Here is an 18,093-nt window from a genome sequence, read left to right on the forward strand (position 1 = left end):
TGGCTTGCCAGCGATGGCCGCGCCTCGGTCTAGAGCGGAGCCAACTCGGTTTCAGCCTCGACAGCCTTCGCCACCTTCAGCTGGCGCATCTGCTCGCACCCCCACAACACCCGCTCCGGGGTCGCCGGGGCGTCGATCTTCGGTTGATGCTTGTAGTCGCCCAGACTCGCCACGGCATCCTTGATCGCGCACCACGCGGCGATGCCGAGCATGAATGGCGGCTCGCCCACGGCCTTGGAATGGAACACCGTGTCTTCCGGGTTCTTGCGGTTTTCCACCAGTTTCACCCGCAGGTCCAGCGGCATGTCCAGCGGCATGTCCGCCACGGCCGGGATCTTGTAGCTGGCCGGGCCGTTGGTCATCAGCTTGCCTTTGTTGTTCCACACCAGTTCTTCCATGGTCAGCCAACCCATGCCCTGGATGAAACCGCCCTCGACCTGACCGATATCGATGGCCGGGTTCAGTGAGGCGCCGACATCGTGGAGGATGTCGGTGCGCAGCATTTTGTATTCGCCGGTCAGGGTGTCGACCAGCACTTCGCAGCACGCCGCACCGAAGGCGAAGTAGTAGAAAGGACGGCCCCGGGCCTGGCTGCGGTCGTAGTAGATCTTCGGGGTCTTGTAGAAACCGGTGCTCGACAGCGACACCTGATTGAAATACGCCTGCTGGATCAGTGCTTCGAAGGTCAGGATGTGATCGCGAACCCGTACGTGGCCGTTGTGGAACTCCACATCTTCTTCGCTGACTTTGTACTGGCGAGCGGCGAATTCCACCAGGCGTTGCTTGATGGTTTCAGCGGCGTTCTGCGCGGCTTTTCCGTTCAGGTCGGCACCGCTGGAGGCCGCGGTCGGCGAGGTGTTCGGTACTTTGTCGGTGTTGGTGGCGGTGATCTGCACGCGGTCCATTTCCACCTGGAACACTTCAGCCACGACCTGCGCGACTTTGGTGTTCAGGCCCTGACCCATTTCGGTGCCGCCGTGGTTCAGGTGGATGCTGCCATCGGTGTAGACGTGCACCAGGGCACCGGCCTGGTTGAGGAAACTGGCGGTGAAGGAAATACCGAATTTCACCGGGGTCAGGGCCAGGCCTTTTTTCAGGATCGGGCTGTTGGCGTTGTAGCGACGGATCGCTTCGCGACGCTCGTAGTACTGGCTGCTTTCTTCCAGTTCTGCGGTCATTTCCTCGAGCATGTTGTGCTCGACGGTCTGGTAGTAATGGGTGACGTTGCGCTCGGTCTTGCCGTAGTAGTTGGCCTTGCGCACCGCCAGCGGATCGAGGGCCAGATGGCGGGCGATGGCATCCATCACCTCTTCGATGGCGACCATGCCTTGCGGGCCGCCGAAGCCACGGTAAGCGGTGTTCGACGCGGTGTTGGTCTTGCAGCGGTGACCGTTGATGGTCGCATCGCCCAGGTAGTACGAGTTGTCCGAGTGGAACATCGCCCGGTCGACAATCGACGCTGACAGGTCCGGCGAGCAACCGCAGTTGCCGGCCAGTTCCAGGGCGATACCGTGCAGGCGACCGGTGCTGTCGAAGCCGACGTCGTACTCGACGTAGAACGGGTGACGCTTGCCGGTCATCAGCATGTCTTCGACGCGGGGCAGGCGCATTTTGGTCGGCTGGCCGGTCAGGTGCGCGATCACCGCGCATAGACACGCCGGGCTCGCGGCTTGCGTTTCCTTGCCGCCGAAACCACCGCCCATGCGGCGCATGTCGACGACGATCTTGTTCATCGACACGTCCAGCACTTCCGCCACCAGCTTCTGCACTTCGGTGGGGTTTTGCGTGGAGCAGTAGACGATCATGCCGCCGTCTTCGGTCGGCATCACTGACGAAATCTGGGTTTCCAGATAGAAATGCTCCTGGCCGCCGATGTGCAGCGTGCCCTGGATGCGGTGCTCAGCGGTGGCCAGCGCGGTGGCTGAGTCGCCGCGCTGATGGGTATGACTGTCGAGCACGAAGTGGCGTTTGCGCAGGGCTTCGACCACGTCGAGTACGGGCTCGAGGTCTTCGTATTCGATGATCGCAGCCATCGCTGCCTTGCGTGCGGTGTCCAGGTCTTTCGCGGCGACGGCGATCACCGGTTGACCGACGAATTCCACGGTGTCGATGGCCAGCAACGGATCACCCGGCAGCAATGGGCCGATGTCTTTCAGGCCCGGCACGTCTTCGTGGGTGATGGCGATGCGCACGCCTTCAAAGGCGTAGCAAGGCTTGGTGTCGATGCTGATGATTTTCGCGTGGGCGCGGTCCGACAGGCGTGCATACACGTGCAGCTGATTTGGAAACTCCAGGCGATCGTCGATGTACTGCGCTTCACCGGACACATGTTTGGCGCCGCTGTCGTGCTTGACGCTACGGCCGACACCGGTGGTCAGGTCTTGGGCGAACAGTTCAGCCAGTTCGGCCTGGGTCTTCTCTACGGCGTGATGATTAGACATAAGCGGTCACCCGAGTCTCGATGTGCGGTGTTTGCAGTTCGATGAAGTATTTGCGCAGCAGGTTCTGCGCGCTGAGCAGGCGATATTCCTTGCTGGCGCGGAAGTCCGAGAGCGGCGTGAAATCTTCGGCCAGGGCGGCGCAGGCACGTTCGACGGTGGCGTTATTGAAGGGCGAGCCGAGCAATGCCGCTTCACAGGTTGCAGCACGTTTCGGAATGGCCGCCATGCCGCCGAAGGCGACGCGGGCTTCAGCGACGACGCCGTTTTCCAGGCGAATGTTGAAGGCGGCGCACACCGCAGAGATGTCGTCGTCCAGGCGCTTGGAGACTTTGTAGGCGCGGAACAGTTTTTCGACGCTGGCGCGGGGCACGATGATTTTCTCGATGAACTCGCTTTCCTGGCGCGCAGTCACGCGGTAATCGATGAAGTAATCCTCCAGCGCCAGGGTGCGGCGGGTTTCACCCTTGCACAGGACGATTTGCGCGCCGAGGGCAATCAGCAGGGGCGGCGAGTCACCGATCGGCGAGGCGTTGCCGATGTTGCCGCCGAGGGTGCCCTGGTTGCGAATCTGCAAGGAGGCGAAGCGCTGCAGCAGTTCGCCGAAATCCGGGTATTCGGCCTTCAAGGCTTCGTAGCAGTCGGAGAGGGCGGTGGCGGCGCCGATTTCCAGGCGGTCGTCGAAGCGGTCGATGCGCTTCATCTCGGCGACGTTGCCGACATAGATCATCACCGGGAGGGTGCGGTGGAACTGCGTGACTTCCAGCGCCAGGTCCGTACCGCCGGCCAGCAGGCGGGCCTGTGGATAAGCATCATAGAGGTCGGCCAGGTCGGCCACGGTCAGCGGCACCAGACAGCGTTTGTCACCGCTGTTGAGTTCGCCGATGTCGGTGGGTGCGATGGCTTTCAGACGGGCCATGGTCTCGGCCTCACGAGCGTCGAACTGGTCCGGTTGCTTGCCGCAGCAGGATTGCTGGGCTGCTTCCAGAATCGGCCGATAGCCAGTGCAACGGCAGAGGTTGCCGGCGAGCGCTTCGTGGGCTTTATGGGAATCGGGCTGGTCGCTGTTCTTTTGCAGGGCGAACAGCGACATCACGAAACCGGGGGTGCAAAAGCCGCATTGCGAACCATGGCAATCGACCATGGCCTTCTGCACGCTGTGCAGTTCGCCTTTGTGCTTGAGGTCTTCGACGCTGATCAGTTGTTTGCCGTGCAGGGACGACACGAACGTCAGGCACGAATTGAGGCTGCGATAGCGAATGTGTTCGCGGCCGTCATCATCGGTCTGCAATTCGCCGACCACCACGGTGCACGCGCCGCAGTCACCGCTGGCGCAGCCTTCTTTGGTGCCGGGTTTGCCCACATGGTCGCGCAAATAGTTGAGCACGGTCAGGTTCGGGTCCAGGGCGTGCTCGCTACGGAGTTCCTGGTTTAGTAAAAACTGGATCACGGAAGGCCTCGCAGACTCATTATTGTTGTTAACCGATGGGACCGAATTTAGCAGGTCTGACTTTTCGGTCAATGGTTTTCTGACTTAAAGGTCAGGAAAATGCATTTTGTCGACTAACAACTCGTTTGTTCATTATTGACCCTCGCGGGCTAGCCTGCTTTTTGCTTGAATCGTGCCAAAACCCCCGCCAGGGCTGTGCGCCATGACGTATCAATTGCGCTACACTGCGCCGCTTGTGCAGATCGAACAGTTTGAAGGACAACCATGACGTTCAAGGCGCCGGACAGCCTCGCCGAGCAAATCGCTCACCACCTCGCCGAACGCATCATTCGCGGCGAAATGAAGCCCGGGGAGCGCATCCAGGAACAGAAGGTCACGCTGGCACTCAATGTCAGCCGCGGCTCGGTCCGGGAGGCCTTGCTGATCCTTGAGCGTCGCCATCTGATTGCGATCCTGCCGCGACGCGGTGCCCACGTGACCGAGCTCACCGAGCACAAGGTGCGGAGCCTGTGCACGCTGATGGGCGAGATGTACATTTTGCTCGCCAACGCCGTGGCCAGTGGCTGGAAAGTCCAGGCCGACCTGGCGCCGTTCGTGCAGATCCAGCAGCGCCTGACGGCCAGCTTCGAGCGCCAGGACATCCATAGCTTCGTTGATGACAGCTTTAATGTGATGCGCGCCACCTATTCGTTCGCCAACAACCCGTACCTGCAGGAAACCGTCGAAAATCTGCAGCCGGCCATGAGCCGTGCGTACTTCCTTGCCCTGGATCAGCGCAAGGCCTCGATGAGTGAGTACCTTGAACTGTTCGAACGCCTGCTCGCCGCCGTGATTGCCCGTGACTTCCCACAGATCCGCGAAGTGCTGACCGCCTACGGCCAGCGCAGCTGCGATCTGGTGATCTCCGCCCTGACGGACGCCTGATCTTGCGGCTCAAGTGCATCAAGCTGGCGGGGTTCAAGTCCTTCGTCGATCCGACCACGGTGAACTTCCCCAGTAACATGGCGGCGGTGGTCGGGCCCAATGGTTGCGGCAAGTCGAACATCATCGACGCCGTGCGTTGGGTAATGGGCGAGAGTTCGGCCAAGAACCTGCGCGGCGAGTCGATGACCGACGTCATTTTCAACGGCTCCACCAGTCGCAAACCCGTGAGCCAGGCGAGCATCGAACTGGTGTTCGATAACTCAGACGGCACGTTGCTCGGCGAATATGCCGCTTATGCGGAAATCTCCATTCGCCGCAAAGTCACTCGCGACAGCCAGACCACGTATTACCTCAACGGCACCAAATGCCGTCGTCGCGACATCACCGATATCTTTCTCGGCACTGGCCTCGGTCCGCGCAGCTACTCGATCATCGAGCAGGGGATGATCTCCAAGCTGATCGAGTCCAAGCCCGAAGACCTGCGTAACTTTATCGAAGAAGCGGCGGGCATTTCCAAGTACAAGGAGCGTCGGCGCGAGACTGAAAACCGCATTCGCCGCACCCACGAAAATCTCGAGCGCCTGACCGACCTGCGCGAAGAGTTGACGCGTCAACTCGAGCGCTTGCACCGCCAGGCCGAGGCCGCCAAGAAGTATCAGGAATACAAGGGCGAAGAGCGTCAGCTCAAGGCGCAACTGTCAGCCCTGCGCTGGCAGGACCTGAACGATCAGGTCGGCCAGCGCGAAGCGATCATCGGCACCCAGGAAATCAGTTTTGAAGCGTTGGTTGCCGAGCAGCGTAATGCCGATGCCAGCATCGAACGCTTGCGCGATGGGCATCACGATCTCTCTGAACGCTTCAATCTGGTGCAAGGGCGCTTCTATTCGGTCGGTGGCGACATCGCCCGGGTCGAGCAGAGTATTCAGCACGGCCAGCAGCGCTTGCGTCAGTTGCAGGACGATTTGAAAGAAGCCGAGCGCGCGCGGCTGGAAACCGAATCTCACCTGGGCCATGACCGCACGCTGTTACTGACCCTCGGCGAAGAGCTGGACATGCTCACGCCGGAGCAGGAAGTCACCAGCGCCGCTGCCGAAGAAGCCGCCGCCGCGCTGGAAGAATCCGAAACCACCATGCACGGCTGGCAGGAACAGTGGGACGCTTTCAACCTCACCGCTGCCGAGCCGCGTCGTCAGGCGGAAGTGCAGCAATCGCGAATCCAGCAGCTGGAAACCAGCATGGAGCGTCTGGCTGATCGTCAAAAACGTCTCGGCGAAGAACGCGCCTTGCTCTCGGCGGACCCCGAAGACGCGGCAATCATGGCACTCAGCGAGCAGCTCGCTGAATCCGAAGCGACCCTCGAGGATTTGCAGACCAGTGAAGAAGCTCAGGTCGAAAAGCTCGAGCAACTTCGCCAGCAATTGCAGCAGACCCTGACGGCGCAGCAACAAGCCCAGGGTGATCTGCAGCGACTCAACGGGCGTCTGGCGTCACTGGAAGCCTTGCAGCAAGCCGCGCTCGACCCCGGCACCGGCACCGCCGAATGGCTGCGCGAGCAGCATCTGGCGGATCGTCCGCGTCTGGCCGAAGGTCTGAAGGTCGACGCCGGTTGGGAGCTGGCGGTCGAAACCGTGCTGGGTGCCGACCTGCAAGCGGTGCTGGTGGATGACTTCAATGATTATGATCTGGCCGGGTTTGCCCAAGGCGATTTGCGTTTGCTCAGCCCGGCCGGCGATGGCGTGCGCGTGCCTGGCAGCCTGCTCGACAAGGTCGAGGCGCAGATAGATCTGTCGCCTTGGTTGGGACAGGTCAAGCCGGTTGAAAACCTTGAGCAGGCGCTGGCCTTGCGCGGGCAGTTGAGCGCTGGCCAAAGTCTGATCAGCCGCGACGGCTTCTGGGTTGGCCGGCATTTCCTGCGGGTGCGCCGGGCCAGTGAAGCAGAAAGCGGTGTGCTGGCGCGAGGTCAGGAAATCCAGGCGCTTGGCCTTGAGCGTGAAGAGCGCGAAGCCGCCGTCGAAAACCTCGAAAGCCAATTGCAAAACCTGCGCGCCCAACAGCGTCAGCAGGAAAACGGCCGCGAACATTTGCGCCGTTTGCTGCAAGACGAAGCCCGTCAGCAAGGTGAATTGAAAGCCCAATTGTCGGCCGGCAAAGCCAAGGCCGAACAGTTGACCCTGCGCCGCACACGCCTCGACGAAGAACTCATTGAGCTCGACGAACAGCGCGCGCTGGAGCACGAAAACATCGGCGAAGCGCGCCTGCAGTTGCAGGAAGCGCTCGACAGCATGGCGCTGGACACCGAACAGCGCGAGTTGCTGCTGGCCCAGCGCGACAGCCTGCGCGAGCGCCTTGATCGGGTGCGTCAGGAGGCGCGGCAGCACAAGGATCACGCCCATCAACTGGCGGTGCGACTGGGTTCGCTCAAGGCTCAGCACGACTCGACGCGACAGGCGCTGGAGCGTCTGGAGATGCAATCCGAACGCCTGACCGAAAAGCGCGAGCAGTTGAGCCTCAATCTGGAGGAGGGCGAAGCACCGCTCGAAGAGCTGCGCCTGAAGCTCGAAGAGTTGCTCGACAAGCGCATGACCGTCGACGAAGAACTCAAGACTGCGCAGATCGCTCTGGAAGACGCCGACCGTGAACTGCGTGATGCGGAAAAACGGCGCAACCAGGCTGAGCAGCAATCGCAGTTGATCCGCGGTCAACTCGAACAGCAACGTATGGAATGGCAAGCGTTGACCGTGCGCCGCAAGGCCTTGCAGGATCAACTGCTGGAAGACGGCTACGATCTACACGGCGTGCTCGCCACGCTGACGGCCGAAGCCAGCGAAAAAGCCGCCGAGGAAGAACTGGAACGCATTGCTGCGCGAATTGCACGCCTCGGTGCGATCAACCTGGCGGCCATCGACGAATACCAGCAACAATCCGAGCGTAAACGTTATCTGGATGCCCAGGACGCCGATCTGGTGGAAGCACTGGAGACGCTGGAAAACGTGATTCGCAAGATCGACAAGGAAACCCGCAACCGTTTCAATGATACCTTTGATCAGATCAATGGCGGTTTACAGGCGCTTTTCCCAAAAGTTTTCGGTGGTGGTCGCGCGTATTTGGAACTGACGGGCGAAGATCTACTCGATACAGGGGTAACGATCATGGCGCAGCCGCCCGGAAAGAAGAACAGCACCATCCATTTGCTCTCCGGTGGCGAAAAAGCCCTGACTGCTTTGGCGCTGGTTTTTGCGATCTTCAAGTTGAACCCGGCACCGTTTTGCATGCTCGATGAAGTTGACGCACCACTGGATGACGCTAACGTTGGACGCTACGCACGACTGGTCAAAGAGATGTCGCAGACGGTGCAGTTCATCTATATCACCCACAACAAGATCGCCATGGAAATGGCCGATCAATTGATGGGGGTGACGATGCACGAGCCGGGCTGTTCGCGTCTGGTGGCCGTGGATGTCGAGGAGGCGATGGCGATGGTGGATGCCTGATTCGGCGCTTGTAGGGGGAGGTATTTGCAGTCCGTAGGACTTTTTACTTGCTTCGACTTGCTGGCCAATCGATATATTCGCGTAAGCCGGGGTGGTAGACGGTGTAAAGTTGCCTTTGGTCGTGCTAGTTTAATGTCAATTTTTCGTATACGTGGGCAAAACGCCTGTCAGAACATAGAGTTGGCGCCACGTTTTAAAGCGGTTTACAGGTTGTAAACCCCTTATTTTTCAGCATTTTTTATAGAGGCACGGGATTACATGGAAATCGGTCTGCGCGAGTGGCTGATCGTCATCGGCATTATTGTCATTGCCGGTATTCTTTTTGATGGCTGGCGCCGGATGCGCGGCGGCAAGGGAAAACTGAAATTCCGTCTTGATCGAAGTCTGTCCAACCTGCCGGATGAGGACACCAGCGCCGAGCTGTTGGGCCCGCCCCGCGTGCTGGACACCCATAAAGAACCGCAACTGGACGAGCACGATCTGCCTTCGGTGAGCATGCCGGCCCGCGAGCCGCGTGAGTCGGGCTCCAAGCGTGGCAAGCGTGGGCATGGCGAGCCAGCCCAGGGCGACATGAACCTCAGCCTGGATCTGGACGGTGGCCCGAGCTTCAGCAGTCGTGACGATGATTTCCCGGATGACACCAAGTCCTCGTCATCGGTCAGCGAAAAGGATCAACCTCAGGCTGAAGAAGTGCTGGTGATCAGTGTGATTTGCCGCGATACCGCTGGCTTCAAAGGGCCGGCGTTGTTGCAGAACATCCTTGAAAGCGGTCTGCGTTTTGGCGAGATGGATATCTTCCATCGTCACGAAAGCATGGCGGGCAACGGCGAGGTCCTGTTCTCCATGGCCAACGCGGTCAAGCCGGGTGTTTTCGATCTGGACGACATCGACCACTTCAGCACCCCGGCGGTGAGCTTCTTCCTCGGCTTGCCAGGCCCGCGTCATCCCAAGCAAGCCTTCGATGTGATGGTGGCTGCAGCGCGCAAACTGTCGCAAGAGCTCAACGGCGAATTGAAAGACGATCAGCGCAGCGTACTGACTGCCCAGACGATTGAGCACTATCGTCAGCGCATCGTCGAGTTCGAGCGTCGCGCGTTGACCCAGAAGCGATAAGGTCGCTTTTGTGGCGAGGGAGCTTGCTCCCGCTGGGTCGCTAAGCGGCCCCAAGGCCACCCGCCTCGTTGTGTCAGGTACGACGAGGTTGCAGGATTTACGACGGCTACGCCGCCTAGCGGGAGCAAGCTCCCTCGCCACAATGTCCATAGCCTTGAGCTATTGTGATTTGGAAAATTGAGCAGCCTCGGCTGCTCTTTTGCATTATGAGAGAACACCCATGACTGCCGCCAAAAACCGCATTCTAGAGCTGCGTGCCGAGCTGGATCAGCACAACTATCGCTATCACGTGCTGGACGAGCCGAGCATTCCGGACGTCGAATACGACCGGTTGTTCCACGAACTCAAAGCCCTTGAAGCCGCCAACCCGGAACTGGTGACCAGTGATTCGCCGACCCAGCGGGTGGGCAGCGCGGCACTGTCGGCGTTCACCCAGGTGCGCCATGAAGTGCCGATGCTCAGCCTCGGCAACGCCTTCGAAGAAACCGACATGCGCGAGTTCGACCGGCGAGTGAGCGAAGGTCTGGATCTTCCGGTTGGCGATCTGTTCGGTGGTGGCGCGGCGGTGGAGTACAGCTGCGAGCCGAAGCTCGATGGCCTGGCGGTCAGCTTGTTGTATCAGGACGGCGTGCTGGTGCGCGGTGCCACGCGCGGCGATGGCACCACCGGCGAAGACATCAGCGTCAACGTGCGTACCGTGCGTAATATCCCGCTCAAGTTGCATGGCACGGGTTGGCCGGCGACGCTGGAAGTGCGCGGTGAAGTGTTCATGTCCAAGGCCGGTTTCGAGCGGCTCAACGCCTCGCAACTGGAGGTTGGCGGCAAGACCTTCGCCAACCCGCGCAATGCTGCCGCGGGCAGTTTGCGACAGCTGGATTCGAAGATCACCGCCAACCGGCCATTGGAGTTTTGCTGCTACGGCATCGGCCAGGTTTCGGCGGACATTGCTGAGACACACATCGGCAATCTTCAACAGCTCAAGGCCTGGGGCTTGCCGATCAGCCATGAGCTGAAACTGGCGAACGGTATCGCTGAATGCCTGGCGTATTACCGCGATATTGGCGAGCGCCGCAATGCGCTGCCGTACGAAATCGACGGTGTGGTGTTCAAGGTCAACAGCATCGCTGCACAGCGTGAACTGGGTTTCCGCGCCCGTGAACCGCGCTGGGCCATCGCCCATAAATTCCCGGCCATGGAAGAACTCACCGAACTGCTCGACGTGGAATTCCAGGTCGGTCGTACCGGCGCCGTGACGCCGGTGGCGCGACTGAAGCCGGTCAAGGTCGCCGGTGTCACCGTGGCCAACGCAACGCTTCACAACATGGATGAAGTAGCACGCCTGGGCTTGATGATCGGTGACACGGTGATCATCCGCCGCGCAGGCGATGTGATTCCGCAAGTGGTGCAGGTGGTGCTTGAGCGCCGTCCGGATAACGCGCGGCCGGTGAAGATTCCTGAGCAATGCCCGGTGTGTGGCGCTCACGTCGAGCGTACGCAACTGGTCAAGCGCAGCAAAGGCCGTGAGACAGTCAGTGAAGGTGCGGTGTACCGCTGCGTCGGCCGGCTGGCCTGTGGCGCGCAACTCAAGCAGGCAATCATTCACTTCGTCTCGCGTCGGGCCATGGACATCGAGGGCTTGGGCGACAAGAGCGTCGAGCAGTTGGTCGACGAAGGGCTGGTCAGTTCGCCGGCGGATCTGTACGCGCTGAAATTCGACGACATCGTTGATCTGGAAGGTTTTGCCGAGGTGTCGAGCAACAAGCTGCTCAGTGCCATTGAAGACAGCAAGAAGCCGGGGCTGGCGCGCTTCATCTACGCGCTGGGGATTCCCGATGTCGGCGAAGAGACGGCCAAGGTACTGGCGCGCTCCCTCGGTTCGCTGGAGCGGGTTCAGCAGGCATTGCCACACGTGCTGACGTACTTGCCGGATGTCGGCCTCGAAGTGGCTCACGAGATTCACAGCTTCTTTGAGGATGCGCACAACCGGCAGGTGATCGCCGATCTGCTCAAGCATGGTTTGCAGATTCAGGACCAGGGCGACTTGGGCGTCGAATTTGCCGCCAGCACGACATTGGGAGGATTGCTCGACAAGCTGCACATTCCTTCGGTCGGGCCGGGCGGGGCTCAGAAACTGGCTGAAAAGTTCGGTTCGCTGCAAGGGGTCATCAATGCCGACTGGCTGGACATGCGTCAGGCGTTGCCGGAAAAGCAGGCCAATTCGGTTCGCGAGTTTTTTGCCATCGAGGAAAATCGCCAACTCGCCGAAGCCGCTGAAAAACAACTGGCCGATTTCGGCATGCACTGGCTGAGTGAGAAGAAAGTCGTCGAAGGTCTGCCGCTGGCCGGGCAAACCTGGGTGCTCACCGGTTCGCTGGAGCTGATGAGCCGCGACGTGGCCAAGGACAAGCTCGAAAGCCTCGGCGCCAAAGTGGCAGGTTCCGTCTCGGCCAAGACTCATTGTGTGGTGGCGGGGCCGGGGGCGGGGTCGAAGTTGACCAAGGCCAATGAGCTGGGGTTGAAGGTGCTGGATGAAGAGGCGTTTGTCGAATTCCTGAAGAGTCACGGTGTTCCTGTCTGACTTTTGACCTGTGGCGAGGGGGCTTGCTCGCGCTGGAACGCGAAGCGGTTCCATTGGAACTGGCGCCTGCTAGGCAGGCGAACAGGAGCAAGCTCCCTCGCCACAAAGAGCACGGAACGATCCTGTCCGGGAAATGATCTAGTCTTGGCAAGCCCCAGGGAGAGATCGCCATGTACCGCTTCTTCGAACAGCTCAGCTCGCGCATCGCTGCACCCTTCATGGGCGAAAGCTCGCGCAACAGCAAGATCTGGCCCTGTCGGTGCGGGCAGTCGCTGTTCTTTCGCAACAGTCAGTGCCTGGCGTGTTCGGCGGCGCTGGGCTATCAGCCGGAGCAGAGTCGCTTGTCGTCGCTGCAGCCGGGCGATTTCCCGGATACCTGGTTGCTTGATGTCGATCCCGCGGCAGGGCTGTTTCGTCGTTGCGCCAACCTTGACTCAGCGGCCGCGTGCAATTGGTTGCTGCCTGCCAATGACCACGATGCGTTGTGCATCGCCTGTAGCCTGAATCGCACCATTCCCGATTTATCGATAGCCGAAAACCCTGAACGCTGGCGCAAGGTGGAAACGGCCAAGCGGCGGCTGGTCGCGCAGTTGATCAGCCTGGGTTTGCAGGTGACACCCAGGACAGTCGACGAAGAAACCGGCCTGGCCTTCGATTTCATCGGCGTGGACCTCGAGGGCACGTCGCCCACCACCGGCCACGCCAATGGCTTGATCACCCTCGACATCAAAGAAGCCGACGACGCCCATCGCGAACAGGTGCGGGTGCAGATGCACGAACCCTATCGCACATTGCTCGGGCATTTTCGCCACGAAGTCGGGCACTACTACTGGGATCGCCTGATCGCCAACAGTGACTGGCTGCCAGCGTTCCGCGGATTGTTCGGTGATGAGCGTGACAGCTATGCCGAAGCCCTTGAACGGCATTATCAGCAGGGCGCACCGCTTGATTGGCAGCAACGCTACGTCAGCGCCTACGCCACCATGCATCCCTGGGAGGACTGGGCGGAAACCTGGGCTCATTACCTGCACATGATGGACGCAGTCGATACCGCGCTGGGGTTCGGCATGAGCGCGCGGGAAATGGACTTCGATTATCAGCCATTTCCGCTCGATACCCTCTACGAGCCGCAGCATCCCGGCGGTGCGGCGTTCCTGTCGTTCGTCAACGCGTGGATCGAGCTGGCCGGCATGCTCAATGAACTGTCGCGCAGCATGGGACAACCGGATTTCTATCCTTTCGTATTGCCGCCGGCGGTGATTGCCAAGTTGCACTTTATTCACCTGGTGATCCAGCGCGAGGGCGGCAGGGCGGATGAGGTGCTTGCGCAATAAAGTCAAAAGATCGCGGCCCGCGACAGCTCCTGCATGGGATGGCGTACACCCTGTAGGGGCTGACGCAGGCTGCGATCTTCCATGGCAGCCGCATGTCCTTGAAGCAGTTCATATTTTTTAATCCGCTGGAACGGTTGTAACTTCGTCTCAGATAGGTACAATGGCGCGGCTCGCCGTCAGGTGAGCGTCGTTATGGTGACCCCATCGGTCCCCCCGCAACGATTACCCGTGAACCTGGTCAGAGCCGGAAGGCAGCAGCCACAGCGGGAACATTGTGTGCCGGGGTGTGGCTGGTGGGGTTGCCTCCATAACGCAACGCGAGTCTTCTCTCGCGTTATCTGAATCAAATACTTTTTATTGCGCTGCCATGGCTTTGGTCCATAGCGGTTTTCTGTCGTCTGCGAATAGGTAAAGCGACATGAATTGGAGCGGGCGCGCCCAATGGATTCACCTGCGGCTCGCTAGAGGAAGTCGCACGCTCATCGACGGGTGTTTGCGGCAGGTAGCGGCGTGATCGCTTACCTTTCCTTGCAAAATGTGCCGCATCTCGTAGAATCGCCGCCGGAAATGGGCATTTAATGACCTATTTTCAGGCGTTCGATCACTACTATTAAAGCCAGCATGGCGTCCGCTCACAGGGTTACGTGAGTCTTTGGACCGCCGTGATATCCCGCGAACTGTCAGCGGAATATCGCAGCTTCTGCGCCGCCAATGTTAGCAACAGCGAGTCTGACTCATGGATGAGAAGTACCGCAGGGCCGTGGATGCCGCCGCGATTTTTTCCGAAACCGATCTGTCCGGCCGGATCACCCACGTCAACGACCAATTTTGCGCCATCTCCGGCTATAGCCGCGAAGAGCTGCTGGGGCAAAATCATCGTCTGCTCAATTCCGGTACCCATTCGACCGAATTTTTCGCCGGCATGTGGCGCACCATCGCCCTGGGCAATGTGTGGAAAGGCGAAATCTGCAATCGCGCCAAAAATGGCAGCCTGTATTGGGTCGAAAGCACGATGGTGCCGGTCCTCGACAAAGCCACTGGGCGGGTCGAGCGGTATTTGTCGATTCGCTTCGATATCAGCGAAAAGCGTCAGCTGCTGCATACCCTGCAATGGCGGGTCGGGCACGACGTGTTGACCGGTCTGCCCAATCGCGCGTTTCTTTCCGATTTGCTCGATCAGGCGCTGGAGTTTTCACGACAGGAGAACATCCCGCTGGCGGTGTGCATGCTCGACCTTGACGGTTTCAAGGCGGTTAACGATGGATACGGGCATGCCACCGGCGATCTTTTGTTGGTGGAAGTGGCCAAACGATTGCGCAGTGTCATTCGCGCCGAGGATGTCGTGGCGCGGCTGGCCGGTGACGAGTTTGTGCTGGTGCTGCGTTACGTGCGCGACCTGCCGGAGTTGCGGGCGGCGTTGAACCGGGTGCTGGGCACGATCTCGGCGCCATACGCGCTGCACGGCAAGGACATCAATGTATTTGCCAGTATTGGCGTCACGCTGTTTCCCCATGACAACGAAAATGCCGAAACCCTGCTGCGTCACGCTGACCAGGCGATGTATGTGGCCAAGCAAAGCGGACGCAAGCGTTTTCACCTGTTCGATGTGTCCCGGGACCGAGAGGTCAAGGCCACCCATCAAACCGTCGAACGGGTGCGCCAGGCGCTGAACAACCATGAATTGCGTCTGTACTTCCAGCCCAAGGTCAACATGCGGCAGGGCGAGGTGGTCGGGTTCGAAGCATTGCTGCGCTGGAAGCACCCGCAAAACGGCATGCTGGCTGCCCGGGACTTTCTGCCCCTGATAGAGGAAACAGACCTGATCATCGATATCGGTGAGTGGGTGATGGATCAGGTGTTGTTGCAGTTGGACCTTTGGCGTCAGGCCGGACATGACTGGCCGGTGAGTGTGAACATCGCGGCACGGCATTTTCAGCGGGCGGACTTTGTCGACCGGCTTAAAAGTGCATTGGCCCGCCATGCGCGGGTTGCCCCGCAGAGGCTTGATCTGGAAATCGTCGAGTCGGTGGCCATCGAGAATATTCAGCACGTCGGTGAGTGCTTGCGGGCCTGTCAGGCACTGGGTGTGCAGTTTTCGTTGGGTGACTTCGGCACGGGTTACTCGTCCCTCAGCTATCTCAAGCGGTTGCACACACAAACGATCAAGATCGATAAGTCGTTTGTGCGGGACATTTTGCATGATGGCGATGACCTCGCCCTGACCACGGCGGTCATCGGCCTGGCCCGGGCATTTGGCCGACAGGTGATTGCCGAGGGCCTGGAAAGTATCGAGCACGGTGAATTATTGCTGCGCCTGGGGTGCGAGGTGGCGCAGGGGTATTTCATTGCTCGCCCGATGCCGTCTTCCGAGGTGCCGGGGTGGGTGGAGGGGTTTGTCGCTCCGTTGCAATGGCGCAATTGTTGACCCGTCTGCGCAAACGCCGGGTCAGCTTTACCGCCGATGATCCGCAGCAATGCCCCCAAGGCCAACCGCATAAATGCTCCAATAAACCAGCACCCAATGCAGCTTGACCAGATTAGACGAGGACACCGGATGCAATTTTGGCCTTGCTCCGCTAGCATTAGCCGCTTCTGCTTCCTTCGCTGCGACGGTTTTCGATGAGTTATCAGGTTCTTGCACGTAAATGGCGTCCGCGCTCGTTCCGCGAAATGGTCGGCCAGACCCATGTGCTCAAGGCTCTGATCAATGCCTTGGACAGCCAGCGGCTGCACCACGCGTACCTGTTCACCGGTACGCGTGGGGTCGGCAAGACCACCATCGCGCGGATCATCGCCAAATGCCTGAACTGTGAAACAGGTATCACTTCGTCGCCGTGCGGTGAGTGCTCGGTGTGTCGCGAAATCGATGAGGGCCGTTTTGTCGATCTGATCGAGATCGACGCCGCGAGCCGGACCAAAGTCGAGGACACCCGCGAGCTGCTCGATAACGTGCAATACGCTCCGAGCCGCGGGCGCTTCAAGGTCTACCTGATCGACGAAGTGCACATGCTCTCCAGCCATTCCTTCAATGCGCTGTTGAAAACCCTCGAAGAGCCGCCGCCGTACGTCAAGTTCATCCTGGCCACCACCGACCCGCAGAAACTTCCTGCAACGATTCTGTCGCGGTGCCTGCAGTTCTCCCTGAAGAACATGACCCCGGAACGGGTGGTCGAGCATTTGACCCATGTGCTGGGCGTCGAGAACGTGCCGTTCGAAGACGATGCGCTGTGGCTGCTGGGCCGTGCCGCCGATGGCTCGATGCGTGACGCCATGAGCCTCACCGACCAGGCGATTGCTTTCGGCGAAGGCAAGGTGATGGCCGCCGACGTGCGGGCGATGCTCGGGACCCTCGATCACGGTCAGGTTTACGACGTCCTGCATGCGTTGATCGAAGGCGATGCCAAGGCTTTGCTCGAAGCGGTCCGCCATCTGGCCGAACAAGGTCCGGACTGGAGTGGTGTGCTGTCCGAGATTCTCAACGTGCTGCACCGTGTCGCTATCGCCCAGGCCCTGCCTGAAGGCGTCGACAATGGTCACGGTGATCGTGACCGGGTGCTGGCGCTGGCCCAGGCATTGCCGGCCGAAGACGTGCAGTTTTACTACCAGATGGGCCTGATCGGCCGCCGGGATTTGCCGCTGGCGCCGGATCCCCGTGGCGGGTTTGAAATGGTGCTGCTGCGGATGCTCGCCTTCCGACCGGCAGACACCGCGGATGCCCCGAGGCAACCGCTAAAGCCAGTGGGGATCAGCCAGGCCACAGTTGATTCCGCAAATTCAGTGGCTGCCGCGCCGGTTGTTGCGCCGGTAGTCGCTGCGGCCGTTACACCGACACCCGTTGCCGCCATCGCGCCAGCCGCGCCGGTGGCTCCAGCCCCTGTGCCTGAGCCGGTTGCAACGGTCGTCGAGCCCGAGCCTGTGGTCGAAGCGGTTGTGGTCGAAGAAGTGGTCGACCTGCCGTGGAATGACCCGGTCGAGCCTGCACCGGCTCAGCAGCCAGCGGTCGAGCCTGTACTGGAAACCACCAGCGAACAGCCCGACTTGCCACCGATGCCGTTGCCGACGCCTGACAGCGTGGTGCCGGACGCGCCTGAGTGGGCCGCTGCGCCGATTCCGGAGCCGACCGTGGCAGAGGTCGATGCTGCGACGCCAGGCATCGACCTGGATGACGAACCACCGCTCGACGAGGACTACATCGAGCCGGATATGGATTCGGCCTACAGTTACCTCGACGAACTGGCCAGCGAGCATGCTGCCGAGCCGCCGCCGGAACCTGAACCTGAGCCCGCAGCGGCGCCGGCCACCGGCCTGGCCCTGCAATGGCTGGAGCTGTTCCCCAAGCTGCCGATCTCCGGCATGACCGGCAGCATCGCCGCCAACTGCACACTGATCGCCGTGGATGGCGACAACTGGCTGTTGCACCTGGACCCGGCTCACAGTGCCTTGTTCAACGCGACGCAACAGCGCCGGCTCAACGATGCCTTGAACCAGCATCACGGCCGCACCCTGACCCTGACCATGGAGCTGATCAAGCCCGAGCAGGAAACCCCGGCCCAGGCGGCGTCCCGCCGTCGTGCCGACCGTCAGCGCGAGGCCGAGGAGTCGATCCACGGTGATCCGTTCATCCAGCAAATGATGCAGCAGTTCGGTGCGGTGATCCGTAACGATACTATTGAACCTGTCGAAGCTCTGGTCAGTCAGGGCTAATAACTGAGGGCGTTCGGCCGTCAGGGCCGGACGCTGTTTTAATCCAAGTACTTTTGAGGTG

Annotated in this window: 9 protein-coding genes and 1 other RNA gene; 8 read left to right on the plus strand and 2 right to left on the minus strand. The window is 60.3% G+C overall.

Features of this window, described 5'->3' with window-relative positions:
* Window positions 1-29: 29 nt before the first annotated feature.
* Window positions 30-2,441, minus strand: a complete 2,412-nt coding sequence (gene xdhB / locus M5G20_RS00380) for a xanthine dehydrogenase molybdopterin binding subunit (protein ID WP_273917415.1) — start codon at window positions 2,439-2,441, stop codon at window positions 30-32.
* Window positions 2,434-3,888 (minus strand): xanthine dehydrogenase small subunit, encoded by a 1,455-nt coding sequence (gene xdhA, locus M5G20_RS00385; protein WP_273917416.1) that lies wholly within the window; start codon window positions 3,886-3,888, stop codon window positions 2,434-2,436. Before xdhA ends, xdhB begins: the two co-directional genes overlap by 8 nt.
* A gap of 264 nt (window positions 3,889-4,152) precedes the next feature.
* On the opposite strand from xdhA, the gene M5G20_RS00390 reads away from it, so the two are divergent.
* The 8 genes from M5G20_RS00390 (at window position 4,153) to dnaX (ending at window position 18,032) form a co-directional block, all read left to right on the plus strand.
* The gene (locus M5G20_RS00390) at window positions 4,153-4,812 is read left to right on the plus strand and encodes a GntR family transcriptional regulator (protein ID WP_150733248.1); all 660 of its coding nucleotides are present in this window, start codon (window positions 4,153-4,155) and stop codon (window positions 4,810-4,812) included.
* Between the two features lie 2 nt (window positions 4,813-4,814).
* Window positions 4,815-8,303: a chromosome segregation protein SMC gene (smc, locus tag M5G20_RS00395; RefSeq protein WP_273917417.1), complete on the plus strand. Its 3,489-nt coding sequence runs from the start codon at window positions 4,815-4,817 to the stop codon at window positions 8,301-8,303.
* A 258-nt stretch (window positions 8,304-8,561) separates the two neighbouring features.
* Window positions 8,562-9,416, plus strand: coding sequence for a cell division protein ZipA (zipA, locus tag M5G20_RS00400; RefSeq protein ID WP_273917418.1), 855 nt, complete (start codon window positions 8,562-8,564; stop codon window positions 9,414-9,416).
* 220 nt (window positions 9,417-9,636) lie between these two features.
* The gene (ligA, locus tag M5G20_RS00405) at window positions 9,637-11,994 is read left to right on the plus strand and encodes an NAD-dependent DNA ligase LigA (protein WP_273917419.1); all 2,358 of its coding nucleotides are present in this window, start codon (window positions 9,637-9,639) and stop codon (window positions 11,992-11,994) included.
* Window positions 11,995-12,164: 170 nt separating this feature from the next.
* Window positions 12,165-13,328 carry a zinc-binding metallopeptidase family protein gene (locus M5G20_RS00410; protein ID WP_273917420.1) on the plus strand — a complete coding sequence of 388 codons (1,164 nt, stop codon included), beginning with the start codon at window positions 12,165-12,167 and terminating at the stop codon, window positions 13,326-13,328.
* A 202-nt stretch (window positions 13,329-13,530) separates the two neighbouring features.
* Window positions 13,531-13,627: signal recognition particle sRNA small type (gene ffs / locus M5G20_RS00415), an RNA gene on the plus strand.
* 437 nt (window positions 13,628-14,064) lie between these two features.
* The gene (locus M5G20_RS00420) at window positions 14,065-15,753 is read left to right on the plus strand and encodes a putative bifunctional diguanylate cyclase/phosphodiesterase (RefSeq protein ID WP_273917421.1); all 1,689 of its coding nucleotides are present in this window, start codon (window positions 14,065-14,067) and stop codon (window positions 15,751-15,753) included.
* Between the two features lie 194 nt (window positions 15,754-15,947).
* Window positions 15,948-18,032, plus strand: coding sequence for a DNA polymerase III subunit gamma/tau (gene dnaX / locus M5G20_RS00425; protein ID WP_273917422.1), 2,085 nt, complete (start codon window positions 15,948-15,950; stop codon window positions 18,030-18,032).
* Window positions 18,033-18,093: the final 61 nt, after the last annotated feature.

This window comes from Pseudomonas sp. TNT2022 ID1044 (genome assembly GCF_028656895.1).
Classification (GTDB): Bacteria; Pseudomonadota; Gammaproteobacteria; order Pseudomonadales; family Pseudomonadaceae; genus Aquipseudomonas; species Aquipseudomonas reinekei.

Coding starts and splice junctions, on each gene's coding strand:
- xdhB (WP_273917415.1), bottom strand. CDS start 2,441: ATGTCTAATCATCACGCCGTAGAGAAGACCCAGGCCGAACTGGCTGAA.
- M5G20_RS00390 (WP_150733248.1), top strand. CDS start 4,153: ATGACGTTCAAGGCGCCGGACAGCCTCGCCGAGCAAATCGCTCACCAC.
- zipA (WP_273917418.1), top strand. CDS start 8,562: ATGGAAATCGGTCTGCGCGAGTGGCTGATCGTCATCGGCATTATTGTC.
- ligA (WP_273917419.1), top strand. CDS start 9,637: ATGACTGCCGCCAAAAACCGCATTCTAGAGCTGCGTGCCGAGCTGGAT.
- M5G20_RS00410 (WP_273917420.1), top strand. CDS start 12,165: ATGTACCGCTTCTTCGAACAGCTCAGCTCGCGCATCGCTGCACCCTTC.
- M5G20_RS00420 (WP_273917421.1), top strand. CDS start 14,065: ATGGATGAGAAGTACCGCAGGGCCGTGGATGCCGCCGCGATTTTTTCC.
- dnaX (WP_273917422.1), top strand. CDS start 15,948: ATGAGTTATCAGGTTCTTGCACGTAAATGGCGTCCGCGCTCGTTCCGC.